This window comes from uncultured Fluviicola sp., from assembly GCF_902168135.1.
Classification (GTDB): domain Bacteria; phylum Bacteroidota; class Bacteroidia; order Flavobacteriales_D; family Crocinitomicaceae; genus Fluviicola.
In genome coordinates this window covers 105,527-123,291 of the sequence record NZ_CABHOL010000021.1, presented here as the reverse complement: position 1 = coordinate 123,291, position 17,765 = coordinate 105,527, and the positions used below count along the sequence as shown (strand labels likewise).

The 17,765-nt window shown below is 40.8% G+C and carries 14 protein-coding genes; 10 read left to right on the top strand and 4 right to left on the bottom strand.

From position 1 onward, the window contains the following. Window positions 1-65: 65 nt before the first annotated feature. From QZT69_RS08225 to QZT69_RS08215, 3 genes are read right to left on the bottom strand one after another with little or no spacing between them, the layout of a single operon-like run. A complete protein-coding gene (locus QZT69_RS08225; protein WP_294672885.1) occupies window positions 66-1,733 on the bottom strand; it encodes an MBOAT family protein in 1,668 nt (555 codons plus the stop codon). Window positions 1,734-1,754: 21 nt separating this feature from the next. Further along, window positions 1,755-3,077 (bottom strand): GDSL-type esterase/lipase family protein, encoded by a 1,323-nt coding sequence (locus tag QZT69_RS08220; RefSeq protein WP_294672882.1) that lies wholly within the window; start codon window positions 3,075-3,077, stop codon window positions 1,755-1,757. 34 nt (window positions 3,078-3,111) lie between these two features. Next, window positions 3,112-4,587: a hypothetical protein gene (locus QZT69_RS08215; RefSeq protein WP_294672878.1), complete on the bottom strand. Its 1,476-nt coding sequence runs from the start codon at window positions 4,585-4,587 to the stop codon at window positions 3,112-3,114. 144 nt (window positions 4,588-4,731) lie between these two features. Between QZT69_RS08215 and QZT69_RS08210 the strand changes: the two genes are divergently transcribed. Next, window positions 4,732-6,690, top strand: a complete 1,959-nt coding sequence (locus QZT69_RS08210) for a thioredoxin domain-containing protein (RefSeq protein WP_294672875.1) — start codon at window positions 4,732-4,734, stop codon at window positions 6,688-6,690. A gap of 22 nt (window positions 6,691-6,712) precedes the next feature. Further along, window positions 6,713-7,297 carry a hypothetical protein gene (locus QZT69_RS08205; protein ID WP_294672872.1) on the top strand — a complete coding sequence of 195 codons (585 nt, stop codon included), beginning with the start codon at window positions 6,713-6,715 and terminating at the stop codon, window positions 7,295-7,297. A 98-nt stretch (window positions 7,298-7,395) separates the two neighbouring features. Here QZT69_RS08205 and msrA read toward each other — a convergent pair whose 3' ends face one another. Then, window positions 7,396-8,043, bottom strand: coding sequence for a peptide-methionine (S)-S-oxide reductase MsrA (gene msrA / locus QZT69_RS08200; RefSeq protein WP_294672869.1), 648 nt, complete (start codon window positions 8,041-8,043; stop codon window positions 7,396-7,398). 311 nt (window positions 8,044-8,354) lie between these two features. Between msrA and QZT69_RS08195 the strand changes: the two genes are divergently transcribed. The 8 genes from QZT69_RS08195 to QZT69_RS08160 all read left to right on the top strand — a co-directional run bounded on the left by QZT69_RS08195 (window position 8,355) and on the right by QZT69_RS08160 (window position 17,664). Next, window positions 8,355-10,565, top strand: a complete 2,211-nt coding sequence (locus tag QZT69_RS08195; RefSeq protein ID WP_294672866.1) for a peptidylprolyl isomerase — start codon at window positions 8,355-8,357, stop codon at window positions 10,563-10,565. 76 nt (window positions 10,566-10,641) lie between these two features. After that, window positions 10,642-11,730, top strand: a complete 1,089-nt coding sequence (locus tag QZT69_RS08190; RefSeq protein ID WP_294672863.1) for an acyltransferase — start codon at window positions 10,642-10,644, stop codon at window positions 11,728-11,730. Between the two features lie 181 nt (window positions 11,731-11,911). Then, entirely contained in the window at window positions 11,912-12,787 is an 876-nt protein-coding gene (locus tag QZT69_RS08185; RefSeq protein WP_294672860.1) for a hypothetical protein, read from the top strand. 5 nt (window positions 12,788-12,792) lie between these two features. Beyond that, window positions 12,793-14,421: a family 16 glycosylhydrolase gene (locus QZT69_RS08180; protein ID WP_294672857.1), complete on the top strand. Its 1,629-nt coding sequence runs from the start codon at window positions 12,793-12,795 to the stop codon at window positions 14,419-14,421. 85 nt (window positions 14,422-14,506) lie between these two features. Continuing rightward, window positions 14,507-15,109, top strand: a complete 603-nt coding sequence (locus QZT69_RS08175; RefSeq protein WP_294672854.1) for a hypothetical protein — start codon at window positions 14,507-14,509, stop codon at window positions 15,107-15,109. 10 nt (window positions 15,110-15,119) lie between these two features. Beyond that, window positions 15,120-15,764 carry a hypothetical protein gene (locus QZT69_RS08170; protein WP_294672851.1) on the top strand — a complete coding sequence of 215 codons (645 nt, stop codon included), beginning with the start codon at window positions 15,120-15,122 and terminating at the stop codon, window positions 15,762-15,764. 169 nt (window positions 15,765-15,933) lie between these two features. Next, entirely contained in the window at window positions 15,934-16,980 is a 1,047-nt protein-coding gene (locus tag QZT69_RS08165; RefSeq protein WP_294672848.1) for a glycoside hydrolase family 16 protein, read from the top strand. A 24-nt stretch (window positions 16,981-17,004) separates the two neighbouring features. Beyond that, on the top strand, window positions 17,005-17,664 hold the full coding sequence (locus QZT69_RS08160; RefSeq protein WP_294672845.1) for a hypothetical protein: 660 nt from the start codon (window positions 17,005-17,007) through the stop codon (window positions 17,662-17,664). The last annotated feature ends 101 nt before the right edge of the window (window positions 17,665-17,765 follow it).

Genomic DNA, 17,765 nt, shown 5'->3' with positions numbered 1-17,765 from the left:
ATGTTCAAATGTTTAAATTGAATGGGTTAACTTTTTGAACCTTTTCAACTCTTTTGAACCTGTTTTTAGAATTCCAAATATACGAAAGGATGGAAGGAATTGGAAGCGGCCTGGTACAGAATCACCACGAAAATAGCAATGATTAACATTTGCACCGCATAATGCGTTTTCACGAAACTTCCCACCATGAAATCTTTCCATTTTTGAGGCATCCAGTGCAGGAAAAATCCTAACAGCATTATCAAAAGCGCAGGAGAATAAGTGTCAATTAGTTTTTGGAACGTTTCCCATTTGTAATCGAAATGATTGAAGATACGGTCCAGCATTTTGGTCGGAGCACCTTCCGTTTTCAGTCGGAACCAGATACGGGTAAAAGTGATGAAGTTGAAGGTCAGAAGGATCTTCCAGAAATGAACGATCCACCAGGAACTTTTTTCGTAAGGAGAAACTTTTTTCCAGTGGTTGTAGATCACCAAAGCCAATCCGTTCATGGCTCCCCAGATTACAAAGTTTTGGGAAGCTCCGTGCCACAATCCCCCCAGGACCATTGTAATCAGGAGGTTCAGGTCGCGGTACATAAATGTTTTCACTTTCGGACTGATGAGAATGGCAATTCCGTACAAGCTCATTAAACCGACATAGACAAAGATTAATTCATACCAGCCGGTAATGAAGATCAGGAAAATGAAAATGACAATGATTGCTATGAAGGTACCGATGGATCCTTTTTTGTTTCCGCCCAGCGGAATGTAGAGGTAATCTTTTAGCCAGGAACCAAGGGATTTGTGCCACCTTCTCCAGAAATCAGCCACACTGTTGGCTTTGTACGGAGAATTGAAATTCGGCAAAAGCTCGAAGCCCATCAATTTGGAAATCCCAATAGCAATGTCCGTATAACCGGAGAAATCACCGTAAATCTGAAGGGAATATCCCCACATGGCAATGATGCTCCAATATCCCGGATAAACCTCCGGATTGTCTACAATCGCATCAATAAAATGGGTTGCAATGAAATCGGCCAGTACGATCTTTTTGAAAAGTCCTTTCATAATCAGGAACACCGATTCGCTGAATTCTTTCTGGGTAAGTTTGAATTTCTGGTAGATTTGCGGAATGAAATCGCGTGCACGAACGATTGGTCCCATAAGTACATGTGGGAAATAAGTTACATAGAACGCGTAATCCCAAAAGTTCTTTACCGGTGCAATTTCCTTGCGGTAAATGTCGACAACATAACTGATGGACTGGAATGTAAAGAAGCTGATTCCGGCCGGCATCAGGATCATTGTTTCAAAAGTCCCGTCACCGAAGAACCCGTTGCCCCATTGCGCGAAAGAGTTGAAGATCTCAAAATCCGTATGGAACATTTTGTTGAAGGATTCCGTGAAGAAGTGGGCATATTTGAAATAACCCAGGAAAAATAGATTGAAAGTTGCGGAAAATGCAATAATCCATTTACGCCCCGCCTTGCTTTCGACCTTGAAAATCCATTTCCCAAGCAAGAAATTGACAACCACCGAAAGTGCCAAAAGTGTTACAAAGAATCCGGAAGTTTTGAAATACAGGAACAAACTTGCCACTGTAATAAACATACTGCGTACCAGCTGATGTTTGTGCAGGAAACTAAAAAGCACCATGAACGCCAGGAAGAAAATCCAGAAATCCAGTCTGTTAAATGCCAGGTCATTTGCTGACATGGGAGTGAAACTAAAAATGCGGTGCAATGATTCCATAAAGGTTTTTAAAGAGGTATTTTAATTGATTATGTATTTTCTTTTTTCCATTTGCTGAAGCCACTTCTCAAAGGCATCCATGAATAAATCAGCTTTTAAATGATATCCTGTTGCCGTAAAGTGAATCAAATCTCCACGCATCAACCCTTTAGCATTCCATGTCCTGGAAGAGCCCAATTCCCCCATGATGCCGTAGAAATCCCATACGGGGCATTCGTATTTCCGGGCCAGTTCAATAATAACTTCACGCTCGCGGGCTACATTTTTGTTGAGATATTTCCTCTTATAACCGGCATCATTCGGAACAGTGAGCAAAATGGCACATTCCGGATTTGCCGTTAAAACTTTGATCATCATTTTTTCCAGGTTGCTCTTATAAACCTCCGGGTTGAAGGAAGCATAAGGAACATTTGCGTCATTTGTTCCTACTGAGAATGCAAAGAAATCAGGGGGTGATTCTTTCAACTGCTCTTCAAAATTTGCGTTGGCAAGGTAGGTATACAATCCTGCTCCGTTGATCCCGATTGCGGTGTATGAAACACCCGGAAAGGCGTTGCTCAATTGGAAAGCATTCAGCTGTAAGCGATAAGGTCCGGCAATCAATCGTGTGAACTGCAGGTTGAAAGTATCCACCGGATCTGTAAATACTGTTTCTGTGTATCCCAGGGTTTCATTCCGGAATTTGTTAACGATCAGGATCTCGTCAGGTCCGAAATTCAGCTCATAGGGGAAAGCTCCCTTGTTGTGATAAACCCGTAAACGTGTAAATCCGGGCTTGACATCCGTTTTATCGTAATTGAACCGGATCTCAATAATGGAGTCCGGGCATTCGACAATGGCACCAAGCAGACCGAAATCGAGTCCTTCCGGACGGTTAAAATTCACGCTTCGATGCGCAATCCAGTGATTTTTGGAATGGAATTCGTAATTCCAGGGATTATTGGTCTTTGCCAGGTCGAACGGAAAGATCAGTCCGCGTTCACCCGGAAGGTTCAGCCAGTGTGTCTGCAGGTAGGTACGGATATCATGTGTATAGACATCTGCCTGTAAATGCGAACCTCCGATGTGGTAAAAATTCAATTTGCAGTTCTTGTCCGTAGTCATATTCCGGAAGTCCTCGAAAAGACGTTCCCAGTTGGCACTTTTCGGACTATAAAAACGAAAGCAGTTGTTCTCAAAATTGATGAAAGGATATTGATGTTTCAGGTTTGTGTCCAGGTGATGGAAAAGAGGATAAGTGTAAGTGTCCAGGGGTGTTTTATCACGCATAACCGCAACCTGTGACCTGCCTGTGCAGGCAATCAGAGAAGCAATGACTAATGCGGTATACAAACTAAATTTCATCCAATATTTGATTTGAGCAACGAACATGCCGTTTTTATTGAGCTCCTTGTTTCCATTTGACATACTCTGCGGCGAATGCATCGAAGAAGAGCTGCGATGCAATACTTGCGCCCCGGTTGGTGAAATGGATATAATCATTTCCGGCCAATCCTTTTTCGACCCAGCTCGGCATCGAGTTTTCTCCGCCCATTGCGCTGAAAAGGTCCCAATAACATGCACCGACTTCTTTGGATACCCGGGTCATTTCCTGTACCAGGAACGGAAGCATTTTGTAAGTGACTCTTCCTGCCGCACCCTGCATAGACATGTCGCTTGGTCCGATTACGATGATGGATGCAGAAGGTCGCAGCTTTTTCAAAGTGTATAATTGCCCTTTGAACTGCTTTGCATAATGTCGAACTGATGAAGAATCATTCATATATGGAACACCGTTCCCTCCGAATTGCATGATAACCATTTCCACATTCAGGTCCGAATACATTTTGGATGCCGTATTGTGGTCGATTTTACCGAAGAAAGTTCCGCTTGAGCCACGCATACCAATATTGTCGACTAACACTCCGTAATCACTTTCCAATGAGAAACCGATAATGGTAGGACTCACTGAAGATGCGAATTCATACCGTAATTTTCCCGGAGTATTTGGGAATTCAAGCGAAAGAACGTGATACTTCCCGTCGTTTTCCAGGCTGTCTTCGTGAATGAGGGTCGTTCCGTTATAGACTTTTATTTTACAGGGTTTGATGCAGCTGGTGTAGAACATTCTAGCATGATTGTATGTTCTTGCACGTGAATAAGCTGTTTTTGTAGGCTCAATTTCTATGAATGCTTCTTTAATAGTGGTTGAAAGGGCCATTTGTGCACTATCCATTTCAGGAGTGAAGCGTGCAGCGGTGTTCATGGATCCGTATTTTTTGGATTTCAAACGGGCACCACCGAAAGCTGTATAACGGGTAAAGTTGGGCGAACAGGTTTGTTTGAAAGTAATCGTGTTGTATTCGTTCTTTGCAGGAATGGTTCCGGGGCCGAATCCGCCGAACTGTGTCTGCAGGCGCTGACGGATGTAAGAAGTCATGCGGTCTCCTTCAATTTGCGAATCTCCGTAATGCAGGATGCGCACTTTTTTTCCTTTTGCCGCACCTTCCAGTTTTTCAAAGAAGTCATGAAGTGCTTTTTGGCCTTTTTCATTGAATTGAAGACTTGTAGCAGCTTCAGCAGACAGCGTTCCGCCTGTCGGAGCTCCCATTTTTCCATCCGATTCGAAAGTGTTTTTGATCGTGGTATCAGCGGATACGTTTTCAATATTCACGGTATCTACCTTTACAATATTGGTAATATCCTTTTTTTCAACCGGTTTCGGAGGAGTCAATGCGTCATTGAAGGTCAAAAAACGCACATCTGTTCCAAACAAATCAATCGTATCGCCTTTAACTAAAAAACTAATACCGGTCAGTAATACCAGGATTCCGGCAAGGTACATCAGCACATGAAAAGGTTGTAATTGCTTCACTTCTATTTAAAATTGAGCTACAAAATTAATCCATTTAAGGAAAAGACAAGTCATTGTTTATTATATGCAGGGAAATGGATATTATTTGGCCAGTAGGGGCGTAAAATTTTACGCCCCTACTGGTGGATTTCGTACCTTTAATCCATGGAACAATACACAAACGATCTCATTCACGAAAGCAGTCTTTACCTGCAGCAGCATGCACACAATCCGGTAAACTGGGTTCCATGGTCGAAGGAAGCCTTTGAAAAAGCTGAAAAGGAAGGAAAGTTGGTACTTGTTTCCGTAGGATATTCAGCTTGTCACTGGTGCCATGTCATGGAACACGAATGTTTCGAAGACGAAGAAGTTGCAGCGTTAATGAACAAACATTTTATCTGCATCAAGGTCGACCGGGAAGAACGCCCGGATGTGGACCAGGTTTACATGACTGCTGTTCAGTTAATGACCCAAAGAGGAGGATGGCCTCTAAATTGTTTCACCATTCCGAACGGACAGCCGATTTACGGGGGAACATATTTCCCAAAGGAACAGTGGATGCACGTGTTGAAATCTTTGAACCATACTTACACAGCAGAACCTGCAAAAGTGCTGGAATATGCCAAAGAACTGGCTGATGGCGTACAGCAGTCGGATTTGATTGCGGTTGCAGAACCCGTGAAGCCTTTTCCGGAGGATAAATTGTGGGAGCTGGTGCGCAGGTGGCAGCAGCGCATGGATATGGTAGAAGGCGGTCCCACTTCAGCACCAAAATTCCCGCTTCCGAGTAACCTGGAATTCTTATTGTATTACGGGATTTTGCAAAAGAACGAAGAGATTCAAAAATATGTCAACCTGACTTTGCACAAAATGGCATTGGGTGGAATTTACGACCAGGTTGGCGGTGGTTTTTCGCGATATTCAGTTGATATGTTGTGGAAAATCCCGCATTTTGAGAAGATGCTTTACGACAATGGACAGTTATTAAGTGTCTATGCTCAGGCTTACACGACAACAAAAATACCGGAATACAAACTGGTGCTGGATCAAACACTGGGTTGGCTGGAACGTGAAATGCAGAGTGAAGAGGGCGGATTGTTTGCTGCCCAGGATGCAGATTCGGAAGGGGTAGAAGGAAAATACTACGTTTGGACAAAGGAAGAGATTGAAGCCGCTTTAGGTGAAAATGCTTCCTGGTTCTGGAAATTTTACAATCCGGGGAATAAAGGTTATTGGGAACATCAGCAATGGGTTTTATTGAGAAATGAAACCTGGGAAGAGTTCTGCAAAAACAACCCGGAGATTGATCCGGCAAAAATCCAGTCGCAGTTGGATACCTTATTACACATCCGGAAAAAACGCATTGCCCCGGTTACGGATACGAAATGCTTAACCGCATGGAACGCACTGACGATTACAGGCTTATTGGAGGCATTCAAAGCAACGGAAGATCATGCATACCTGAAGCTGGCTTTGCAAATCGCGAAATGGGTGCGGAACTACCAAACAACAGCCGATTTCCAATTGTTTCACACCCGCCAGAACGGACGTTCGTTCATCACCGGGTTCCTCGATGATTATGCAACTACTATCCAGGCATTTTTGACGCTTTACCAACTCACTGCCGATAAAGAAGATTTGAATTTTGCCAGCGAATTATGCAGCTACACATTGGAGCATTTTTACGATGAGGTTTCAGGCATGTTCTATTTCACGGCAGATGACCACGACCTGATTGCCCGGAAAATGGAAATTAACGACAATGTGATTCCGGCTACGAACAGTATCATGGCCAATAACCTGCTGACACTTTCCTTGCTGACGGACAACCTCGATTACGAAGCGAAATCGAAACAATTGCTTCAAAACGTAATCGACGGAATGGAGCAATACGGTTCAGGTTATTCGAATTGGGCGCTGTTGTTGCTGCGTTTCCAAAAAGAAGTGCGTTTATTGACCATTCCAAAAACCGCAGACTGGAATACCTTCAGAAAGCAGAGTTCTCCATTCTTACTGGTGCGCTATACCGAGGATTCCGAAGCTACAGTCTGTGCGGCCGGTTTGTGTTCCATCCCGATGGTACATGCGAGGGAAGTAGAAGATTATTTGGAGAATTTGAATTAGTTTTGATTAAAATTTTAACCAAATGAAATATTTACTGCCTTTAATCATCATTGTTGCAGTTTCTTGTAAAAAGAAAGACATCAATCATACCCCAATATCAGTCTCAAAAGGAGTTTTTCTTGCTGTAGTTGTTTCTGATTCTGTAGAATATGCAGTAGAATATGAAGCAAATGAATTTCTATCTTTAAATGAATCTCCTCTAAATACTTCGTCAGTGTTTAATGGAACGACGGGAATAACATATTATGATATGTTTATTGATGCTTACGGTGTAGGACCAATAACACATTATAGAATGGAAGTGCCATCTTTTTATGCGATGGAATTTATTAATTTTTATGGTTATCACCTCGTTGATTCTGTCCCGGGAGAAGAATTAGATGAACACGCTGTTTACAATGTTTCATTGGATACTTCTAGAATTGATTTTATTTTTGGATCTAACTTACCCGAAGAATTGGAATTTGGCTGGAGTAAAATTCAGAATCTGAGAATTGTGTCAGAATACCGAAAGAATTACCCGGATTCCCGTATAGGATTTTTGTATTTAGAGAAAGCAGATGGGGAGTCCAGAAGATACTTTTTCATGAGCAAGTATAGACCGTAAAAAGAACAATAATCATAGTTCAAATTCAAAATATACTGCGAAAATCATTACCTGCAGATACCGAACTCCAATAGTAATTCGGCATTCGCAATTCACAATTATTTTGTTTTCAACATCTCCGGAGCCTTAATTTTAAACTGCTCCAGTCTTGGTTGTGAAACCGCCTGCACATACCCGTTGTTCGGATTGCGGCACTCGAAGTTTTGATGGTATTCTTCTGCTTTGTAAAAAGCCGTGTATTTAACCACTTCAGTAGTGATTCTCGGGAATTTTTGCTCTTTCAATAATTCATCGATATACGCTTTTGCATGATCGCGCTCGTAATTGTTCCGGTAGAAGATAGCCGAACGGTACTGTGTTCCTGCATCCGGTCCCTGGCGGTTCAAAGTAGTCGGATCGTGGGAATCGTAAAAGACTTTCAACAAATCATCGTAGGAAATAACCGTAGAATCGTAATAGATTTTCACCGTTTCGGCATGTCCGGTTGTTCCTGTGCATACTTCCTCGTAAGTCGGGTTCTCCACATGTCCGCCCGAATACCCGCTTTCTACTTCGGCCACTCCTTTCACCGATTCATAAATCGCTTCGACACACCAAAAACAACCGCTTCCGAAGTAAGCAACCTGGTATTTGGATAATTGGGCCGGAGTTTTTGAAGTCTTGTCAATTTCGGCAGATTTGGTTTTCTGACCACACGCACTAACCGAGATCAGCGTAACAATTAAGGAGAAAATAATATGTTTCATGGATAATTTTTTACAAGTTACGACAGACTTTCCTTTCCGGTTTTATTCCTACCTGATTTTAACCTTTATTAAGTTTGAAGTTCTCAATTCATCTGAACTATAAAGAGCTCTGACGAAGTGTGAGCATGAATTTGAATAATCAAAATCTGCGCTATCTGAGAAATCAGCGAGCCAAAATATTTCATCTTTAATTTAAAGTTCCGCGAATTTAAATTAGACAAATAATTGAGCCAGAAACAACAAAAAAAAGTAGAAAGGTTTAAAAAGTCGGTTCAACTCATTATATTCGCACCCTTAAAAGAAAATATAGAATGGCAATCATCGGTAGAATCAGAAACATGCGTTACCTGCTTGTAGGTATCACAGGTTTAGCTCTTTTAACTTTTATCCTTACCGGATTATTTGATAAAATCGGCTCCTCGGTAGATAGAGGAACATTAGGTACAATCGACGGAAATGAAGTTGATACGGCGGTTTATTATTCTAAATTGCGCCAGTTCGAAATGTCTGACAGACAGCAGTTCCAACAGCAGCAAAAAGAGTATACGGATAGAGATGCGGAACAGTCTGCGGATAAAGCGTGGTCAGCTTCAGTTGATGAGATCATCTTGAAAGGTGAGTACGAAGCGCTTGGATTAGCGGTTTCGGAAAAAGAATTTACTTCTTTCCTTTACGGAGAAGAAGGATTTACTTTATTGCCGGAAATCCAACAGGCATTTACAGATCCTGCTACAGGACAATTCAACGCTGCTCAATTGGAAAAATACATCCAGGACCAGGAGAAATCGACTGACCCGAATGCGATCGAAGGTTGGAAAAGAACCAAAGAAGCAATTCGCACGCAGCGTATGCAGGAAAAATACTTCCAGTACCTGGGTCAGGGAGCTTACGTTACAAAATTGGAAGCTAAGAACGAATATTTGGCGAAAAACGAATCGAAGTCTATTTCTTTTGTAATGGGTGCGTACCGCGATATCACAGAAAACCAAATGAAGGTTTCCGATAAAGAAATTCGTGCATTCTACGAAAAGAACAAAGAGAAGCCTAAATACCAGGTAATGGCAGGACGCGATGTGAAGTACTTTGATGTAACAATCGTTCCTTCCAAAAAAGATTCTGCAGTATTCAACAAAGAAATGGCAGTTATCAAGAAAGGATTCGCAGCTTCTACAAACGATTCTTTATTCATTCTGAGTAACTCAGAATTGCCAAGATTATATGCCTCAGGCCACATGATGACTTTCCGTCCGGAAGGTGACCCGAAAGCACGCCAGGGAATGACTTACCCTGCTGCTATGGATACAGTTTTCAAAACAGCAGCTATCGGTCAGATTGTAGGGCCATACAATGAGAACGGAACAACACGTATCGCGAAAGTGATGGATTTCAACTCAAACGTGATGAAAGTGCGTCACATTTTGATCAGCGCTCAAAAAGGAGATACTAAGAAGATTGCTTCTGCTAAGAAGTTGGCTGACAGTTTGGTGAAAGTAGTTAACGCTGCAAACTTCGAAGAATTCGTGAAGAAGTACTCAGAAGATCCGGGATCAAAAGACAAAGGAGGTGTTTACGAAGACTTCATGGATTACGAAATGGTAACGCCGTTCTCGGATTTTGCAAAGAGCAAGCCGGTTGGTTCAATCGGAGTGGTTCAAACAGATTTCGGATTCCACATCATGGAAGTATTGGACAGAAAAAGTGATGCAAGATTCCCGGTTTTAGCAGTGGTTCAAAAAACATTGCTTCCGTCTGAAGAGACAAAAATGAGTCTGAAAGACAAAGCATACAACCTATTGTCAAAAATGGACCGTGAGTTGAACAAAAAATCGGATATTACAGATAAGATCATCTTGTTCGATACGATTGCACGCAGAGAAGGATATTACTCCAGACCGGTACGCATGTTCGATGAGTCTCCGAGAGTACAAGGATTTACCACTAAAATGGCTGCTCAGTCTATTTTGGAATTGGCTTACAACGATGAAGCGGAAGTTGGGGACTTGTGTTCTTCTCCTATCCAGGACGACAACCGTTTGATCATCGCGATCGTTTCTTCGATCCGTGAAAAAGGAGTTCCTGCACTGGTTGATGTTTACGAAAGAATGACAACAGATGCTTTGAACGAGAAGAAAGCAAACTACCTTTTGAAGAAAATGGGATCTGTTACGAATTTGGAAGTTTTGGCTAAGAAATTGAAAACAGACGTGAAGCAGGCAGAAGTAACATTTGCATCTCCAAGCATCCAGGGTGGTGGTTACGAACCGGAATTGGTCGGAGCGTTGTTCTCCGGTAAGATCAAGGATAAAATGTCTTCTAAGGCATCAGTTGGTCAGTCGGGAGTATACGTGTTCCGTGTGAACAAAACAGTAAAAGCTCCGGCAGCGAAAAACTACGATGCTGAGAAATTACAGATGTTGGGCCAGATCAAAGGAAGCATTGCAAACTCTTCCCGTCAGGCTTTACAGAAAAAACTGAACGTACGCGATAACAGAGCTTTATTGGAAGCTGGAATAATTCGCTAATCGATTTATAGTGAAAAAAGGAAAGGTTGTCAGAAATGACAGCCTTTTTTTGGATCCTTTTCGTACCTTCGAATTCATGAAACTCATACAGGTAGATTATTCCAACCGCGTTTACGGCCTGGATTTTTTCCGGGCAACAGCCATTATTCTTGTTGTATTAGGACACGGATCATTTTTAGCTGGCAATCTCTTCAGCTTTCTTCCTTCAATACCATTGATCGATGGAGTAGAATTATTTTTTGTTCTTAGCGGATTCCTGATAGGTTCAATGCTAATTAAGAATATTGAGAAGACTGAGAAATTTGGAATCTCAGAGTTGTTTACTTTCCTGAAAAGAAGATGGTTTCGGACCTTGCCGAATTACTACCTGATCCTGGGAGTAAATGTATTGCTTGTCAAGTTTGCTATTATCTCAGGTGATTTGAAACAATGTACCTGGGAATTCCTATTTTTTCTTCAGAATTTTGCCACTGGGTTTACTGATTTTTTCTGGGAAAGCTGGAGCTTATCGATTGAAGAATGGTTTTATATTTTCTTGCCGGTATTCCTTTTTATATTTCTGCGATTCATTCCTAAAAGAACAGCCATCCTTTTGAGCATTTTATTACTTCTAATTGTTCCTGTGATTTATCGGATTTCGATCTCAGAACAGGAAGTAGACGGTTTTTGGTGGGACGTCCACTTCAGGAAAGTAGTATTGACAAGATTGGATGCGATTGGTTATGGAGTATTAATGGCATACGTTAAATTCTATCATGGATCGTTTTTCTCTAAAGCAAGAAATTGGCTGTTTCTATTAGGATTGGCGTTGATTTATCTAAACATCTATTTACCGAAGCAGCCGAATGACTTTTACAGTAAAACATTTTATTTCTGCGTAACCTCTTTTGGGGCCTCGCTGCTTCTGGCTAAAGCAGATTCCATTAAGAACTTTAGATTTCAGGCAATTGGAAGGTTTGTTACTTACATTTCAGTCATTTCTTATGCTATGTATTTGGTGAATTTATCTCTGGTTGCTAGTGTGTTTGCTAAAAACTTTATACCTGACAGACGCTTGGAAAATGCTCTCTATTATTCACTGTTTTGGTTTTTCACGCTTTTCATTTCAACATTGATTTACAAGTTTTATGAAAAACCGATTACGGATCTAAGGGATAAACTATAGGTGTAGTTTGGATTGGTTGATTTGATTTCATAGTTTGCTCTTTAACTGAATAATTAATCTTTTTCTAACTAAAATTACCTGTTTAGTTATAATGTTTTCAAAATGTTAAATTGTCAATATCAGTGTGTGAAAAGCAAGTTTGAGTGATTGTTTTACTTATTTTTAGAAAAAAACAATCACTATGAAAAAAACCATTTTAACACTGATTCCATGTTTAGTAGCCTTATTCTCAAGTTCTCAAACATGGAATACATTTACAACCACTTATGGAAACATTCAGCTCGGTCCGGCTGATGCAAATTGGGGCCACATTTACACAGATCGCTCTAAGTTTTTGTTCAACAAAGACATTTATTCGCTGACAGGTGGCTATAATTCCTACTCCGGAATCGGTCTTTCGTTAAAGACAAACGGTGCAACACGAATGTACATTGACCCTACATCAGGGAATGTTGGAATCGGAACTACTGCTCCTCAAGGGAAATTGCATGTGGCAGGAGACGTATTTATTCCAAGTGATTTCCGACTTAAATTTGGAGCAGAGAATCCAACAGACGCTGTTTTCACTATGTACAAAGCAAGTTGTTGTGCAGGTACCTTTATGGATTTTGTTGGTAATGTTTACTTCAGACGATTTACCAACGGCGGCGGAAACCAGGGTGCGATGTTCGCTCTTCAAAACGACGGAACAATTACCATGGGCGTTGCTGAAAGATACGATGGTACCGTTGTCAATACCCAAGGCCATAAATTGATGGTCAACGGAGGAATTCTTTGCGAAAAGGTCAAAGTAATTGCAGATGTACCAAATTCGGATCACGTTTTCAAAACGGATTACAAGTTAATGCCTTTGGAAGAGTTGAAATCCTATGTCAATGAGAACAAGCATTTACCGGAAATTCCTTCAGCCAAAGAATTTGCAGAAAATGGATACTCTTTAGGTCAAATGGATGATTTGTTGCTGCGTAAGGTTGAAGAATTGACTTTGTACGTGATCCAATTGCAGGAGCAGGTGAAACAGCAGCAGGCAGTTATTGAGGAAATGAAGCAAAAGTAGAGAGTATGAAAGTATTAATGCTTTTTTTGTTAACGTTTTTTGTAAGCGTTTCAAACAATCTTTTTGCACAATGTTTTGGAAGTAATATTGAAACTTTAAATATTACACCGGTTCCTTGTAACGAAATGGATTGGAAATTGTATTTTGAAGATAATTTTGATGGATCCTCTTTAGATCCATCAAAATGGATACTTCCCTATCAGGGCGTTGTCGGAGGCTATGATTTTAATGGTTGGAAAAACTGGTATGCCAATACCGGAACAACTCCGTCAAAACCCATTTCTGATAATGTAGTTGTTGAAAATGGAAATCTTAAAATAATAGCCAGAAAAGAAAGCACACCTATTTCCGGTACCTATCAAAATTGGAGTAATGGCGGGGCCCTTACAACTTCATCATTTGACTATTCATCCGGTTGGATAGAATCCAAAAAAGAATTTGGATATGGTTGGTATGAGATTCGTTGTAAAATACCAAAAGGCAGAGGGTTTTGGCCTTCATTTTGGCTTTTCGACGAACATAGTGGGGTGAGATCTGAGATAGATGTTTTTGAGTTTTGGAATGAAAGCACGTGTGTTTTTGGTTCTTATAATCCATCAATGCTTGCTAAGAATCCTCACTTTACCATTCATTCAAATCACTTGAATCCGGGTGGAAATACTAATTCATGTGGTTATGACTTATATGGATGTGCGTCAAATGGAGGAGTAGATTATAGTTCGGATTATCACGTATTTGCTTTAGAATGGGGGTTTTACAGGATAAATTGGTATATAGACGGTGCGCTGGTTCATACAATGTATCGATATAACACAATAGATTTACTGGGTGGGCAAACTCAACCAGTAGGTTGTAATACGGCTGAAGAAGATGTATCTTACTGGGCAAATGAATCCTGGCCTAAAACCGACCGAATGCAGGTACGTTTTAATTTTGCAATGCAATACGGTAACTCAAATCCAAAGAACCAAAATATAGGGTTTAATAACGCTCCGGATGCAACTACACCATTTCCTTCAGCATTTGAAATTGATTATTTCAGATATTATAAACAAAATGGCCCGTGTATAGCCAATGGAACTTTAAGTTCATTCCCTCTGGATCAAGAAATGTATCATAATTTTGTTAATCAAAACATCACTGTTACAAATCAGGTGGTCCCTAGTAATTATGTAGTAGACATCACAACAACTACGTCAGTAGTGTTAAATCCGGGATTTGAAGCGGTGAATGGATCTTATTTTCTGGCTCATATTAATCCGAACATTTGTAATACGACCCCGGCTTTAGTGGTTAACTCTGAAAACCAGGAAAGAATTGCAGATAACTTTAGCGAAAATGCAATCCAGGAAAATAGTTCTTTGGATGTGAATGATTTATCAGCCGATTCAGATGTTTTAAAAGTTTACCCCAATCCAACTTCCGATCATTTGATGATTGAATTGACTTCCGGAGGTATAAATTCCATTGAAATAACGGATAGCCAGGGTAGATCTTTGTTAAGTGATTCGAGAGAATTGAATGAAGCAATGAACCTGGATGTAAGCAGTTTTTCACCCGGAACTTACTTTATTAAAATTTTGAATAAGCAAAGCGGAAAAGTTTATTTGGAACGATTCACAAAAAATAAATAATATGAATTAGATTAAAGGTTGGGAATTTTTCCCAACCTTTTCTAGTTATAGGATCATTTTAAAAATAGAGCTTAAATTTTGTGTTATGAGAATCGTACTATTCATTTTTTTAGTGGTGACTTTTCAAGATGCTTACGCTCAGGAAAAAGAACAACCTTTAAATAAGCTCTTTAACGAATTTCACGCTTCCGTCAATCATGGAATCGGTGATGGTTCTTTTGGCGGTGGATTCGGAGTAAATCATGTTTTTCATCCGGATAAAGTAATTTCATTCAGAACAGGATTGGATTTCCAGTTTTTTAGTAATCAGACGTATTCAAACCCTCCTTCTCATTTTGGTTCTCCCTATGACTATTATTGCTCGTATGTGGATTTGACCATTCCATTCATTATGCGAATCAATATCAAATGGGTGTTTATTGAATTGGGAGGGAATTTGGTGGCAGGGATAGCCGGTCAAAAGAGAGGAATTCTCAAGGATTATTCTCAGCCTTTGAAGGAAACAACTACTAAGGATTCCTGGAATCCAGGATTCTCTGTAGGTCCGGTATTGGGAATAGGAACTCGCATCCCACTCACTGAAAAGCTGGATTTGTTAATCCACCCGGATGTGGGAGCAAGTATCTCTTTGGATCGGGAGTTTGGGAATCTTTATGGACGTTTGTGCTTAGGAATTCATTTGAAATAACCGAATAGATATGAAACAGTTACTTTTAATTACTTTAATTGGTTCTTTCACTTCTTGTTTTGCGCAGGAGAAAAAAACATTCAAGGATTATTTCAACGAATTCCACATTTCAGTGAACCATGGTGTTCCATTGAGTGCAAATGACCGGGCGTTTTTTGGCGGCGGATTAGGAATGAGTCATGTGTTCCGGGCGGACAGAACGGTAGGTGCAAGGACAGGTCTTGAGTTGGAATGTTTTCACGTAACAGATTATAATGTAGTTCCTCCCGAAAGTGATAAAGCAAGAAGTAATCAGCATTTTTACCTGACATCTTTGACCATTCCTCTAGATCTTAGAATCAATTTTGGCGAAAAGAAGAATATCTTCCTGGAATTAGGGGGAAGATTAGGATTTGTTGTTTTTGGATATTACACAGCGGATATCCTGGAAACCGGGTCCGATAACGAACCTTATTTTCAACACACGAAAACCACTAAAGCTCCCGTGGGATTGGGAACTGTTGGTTTGAATTCCGGAATCGGAACAACACTTTCACTGAATGAAAAATTAGACCTGGTTATCCATCCGGATTTTGGAGCGAACTTGTTTTTTATGGATACACATGAACGCATTTATCCGTATGGGCGTTTGTGTGTAGGTGTTCGTTTAAAATAAGGTAAAAAGAATGTATGTGAGTGCAGACCTGAAAGTTATGTGGTAATTACTCCTAAAAAAATGTTAGGTTGAATATCCTGTGATCCAACCTTTTTCGCTTCACCGCATGATCAACCGGAATGATTCAATAATTCGTTTTATCTTCATAGCATAGAATTAAACTGAAAGAATGAAACTGCTTCAACCGATGGCTGTTCTTGCATTGTCTGCTTTGGTAAGCGGAAACACTGCTTTTTCCCAATGTTTCGATAATACCTATGCTAAAATCACCCAAAAGGAACTGGTTTCCTGCAACGATCAGCAGTGGGTGCTGGAGTTTGAAGATAACTTTGACGGAAAAGAACTAAAATCCAAAGAATGGATACTTCCTTACCAGGGAGTTTTGGCCGGATTCGATTTTGAAAGGAACGGTTCCAAAGTGTGGTACGCCAATACGAATACGAATCCCAAAATTCCGATTTCCAACAACATTGTTACGGAGAATGGAATCCTGAAGATGATTGCCCGGAAAGAGGCGAATCCAATCAAGGGGAGCTATGTAGTGGACTGGTCGAAAACTCCTCCCGGAAGAGATTCTTCTTCGTTCCTGTATTCTTCTGCCTGGATCGAATCCCAGCGGATGTTTGGGTACGGGAAATACGAAGCGCGTATCAAAATCCCGAAGGGGAAAGGGTTGTGGCCGGCTTTCTGGTTGTTCAACGGTGAGAACGGAAAACACAATTACGAAATAGATATTTTTGAGTTCTGGAACGAATATACCTGCATGGGAAGGTATAAGAAGAACCGCCTGTCGAAGAATCCGCATTTCACCATTCACGGCGACAGTATCAATCGCAGCAGTTCGCAGTGCGCGGATGATCAATATCCTTGTTACGGAAACTGGGGCAATTCCAAAACAGATTACAGCGATGATTATCACATTTACACCCTGGAATGGGATTATTACAAGATCGTGTGGTACATCGACGGGAAACAGGTACATGTTTTATACCGCTATAGTTCAAAGAACGGAAACCCAACTGATTGCAATACGATTCAGGAAGGATTGGAGTACAAAGTCAATGAATCCTGGCCCTTCACCGAACAAATGCAAGTGCGATTCAACCTGGGTGTTCAGCATGGAAACAACAACGATCCCAATGAAAGCGATAACTTTCCGCAGGCAATGGAAGTAGATTATTTCCGTTATTACAAGAAAGGACCTGCTAAAGAATAGCTTCGATAAATTAATCTTAACAATATGAAAACCATCTTTATCATAATTAGTTTAATCCCTTTTGCTGCCTGGACACAAGCTCCCGGTTGGGAATTTCATGCTTCTGTAAATTATCCCGTAACCGGAGAGACCGCCTTCCCCGGGGCAGGTATTGCAACTAATATTCTTTTTGGAGAAAATAAGACCGTCAATTTCAAAACCGGTTTGGAACTCGATTATTTTCATACCTGGGCTGAAAAGAGTTATGGCGGTTCGAAGGGTGACTGTCACTATGGGGTTTTATCAGTTCCTGCAATGGTGCGTTTTTCATCTAAAAAATCAGTGAAGTTTTTTGCGGAAGCAGGAGTTTATCTGGGAATTGGATACGGACAGAAAGAGGCTCCGGGAAATGTTAAGGGTACTTATGGCTTATCTTCAGTTTCCCAACGCTACGAAAGTTATTTTCCGGGTGTAGTTATTACGCCAGCCGCTGGTTTGGGAGGAAGGTTTCCGCTTTCAGAGCGTATAGATCTAATTTTGAAACCAGAGTTCGCATTGACAATGACCGAGTTTGACCTCAGTGACAGAGCATTTGAAACATGGTATGGTTATGTGCGTTTTTGTGCTGGAATCCATCTGAAACCAAAAATCCGAAAACAGACAACAAAAAGTGGAGTGATCAAAATTGAACCGCTTCATCCTTAAATAGAGTTTTCCCGAATGTAATTGTTTGTTGAATAAGATCAATTTAGCAGATAAATCCGCGTAACAAAAAAGGAGCGATTCACAGAAACGCTCCTTTAAAT

Coding starts and splice junctions, on each gene's coding strand:
- QZT69_RS08225 (WP_294672885.1), bottom strand. CDS start 1,733: ATGGAATCATTGCACCGCATTTTTAGTTTCACTCCCATGTCAGCAAAT.
- QZT69_RS08220 (WP_294672882.1), bottom strand. CDS start 3,077: ATGAAATTTAGTTTGTATACCGCATTAGTCATTGCTTCTCTGATTGCC.
- QZT69_RS08210 (WP_294672875.1), top strand. CDS start 4,732: ATGGAACAATACACAAACGATCTCATTCACGAAAGCAGTCTTTACCTG.
- QZT69_RS08205 (WP_294672872.1), top strand. CDS start 6,713: ATGAAATATTTACTGCCTTTAATCATCATTGTTGCAGTTTCTTGTAAA.
- msrA (WP_294672869.1), bottom strand. CDS start 8,043: ATGAAACATATTATTTTCTCCTTAATTGTTACGCTGATCTCGGTTAGT.
- QZT69_RS08195 (WP_294672866.1), top strand. CDS start 8,355: ATGGCAATCATCGGTAGAATCAGAAACATGCGTTACCTGCTTGTAGGT.
- QZT69_RS08190 (WP_294672863.1), top strand. CDS start 10,642: ATGAAACTCATACAGGTAGATTATTCCAACCGCGTTTACGGCCTGGAT.
- QZT69_RS08185 (WP_294672860.1), top strand. CDS start 11,912: ATGAAAAAAACCATTTTAACACTGATTCCATGTTTAGTAGCCTTATTC.
- QZT69_RS08180 (WP_294672857.1), top strand. CDS start 12,793: ATGAAAGTATTAATGCTTTTTTTGTTAACGTTTTTTGTAAGCGTTTCA.
- QZT69_RS08175 (WP_294672854.1), top strand. CDS start 14,507: ATGAGAATCGTACTATTCATTTTTTTAGTGGTGACTTTTCAAGATGCT.
- QZT69_RS08170 (WP_294672851.1), top strand. CDS start 15,120: ATGAAACAGTTACTTTTAATTACTTTAATTGGTTCTTTCACTTCTTGT.
- QZT69_RS08165 (WP_294672848.1), top strand. CDS start 15,934: ATGAAACTGCTTCAACCGATGGCTGTTCTTGCATTGTCTGCTTTGGTA.
- QZT69_RS08160 (WP_294672845.1), top strand. CDS start 17,005: ATGAAAACCATCTTTATCATAATTAGTTTAATCCCTTTTGCTGCCTGG.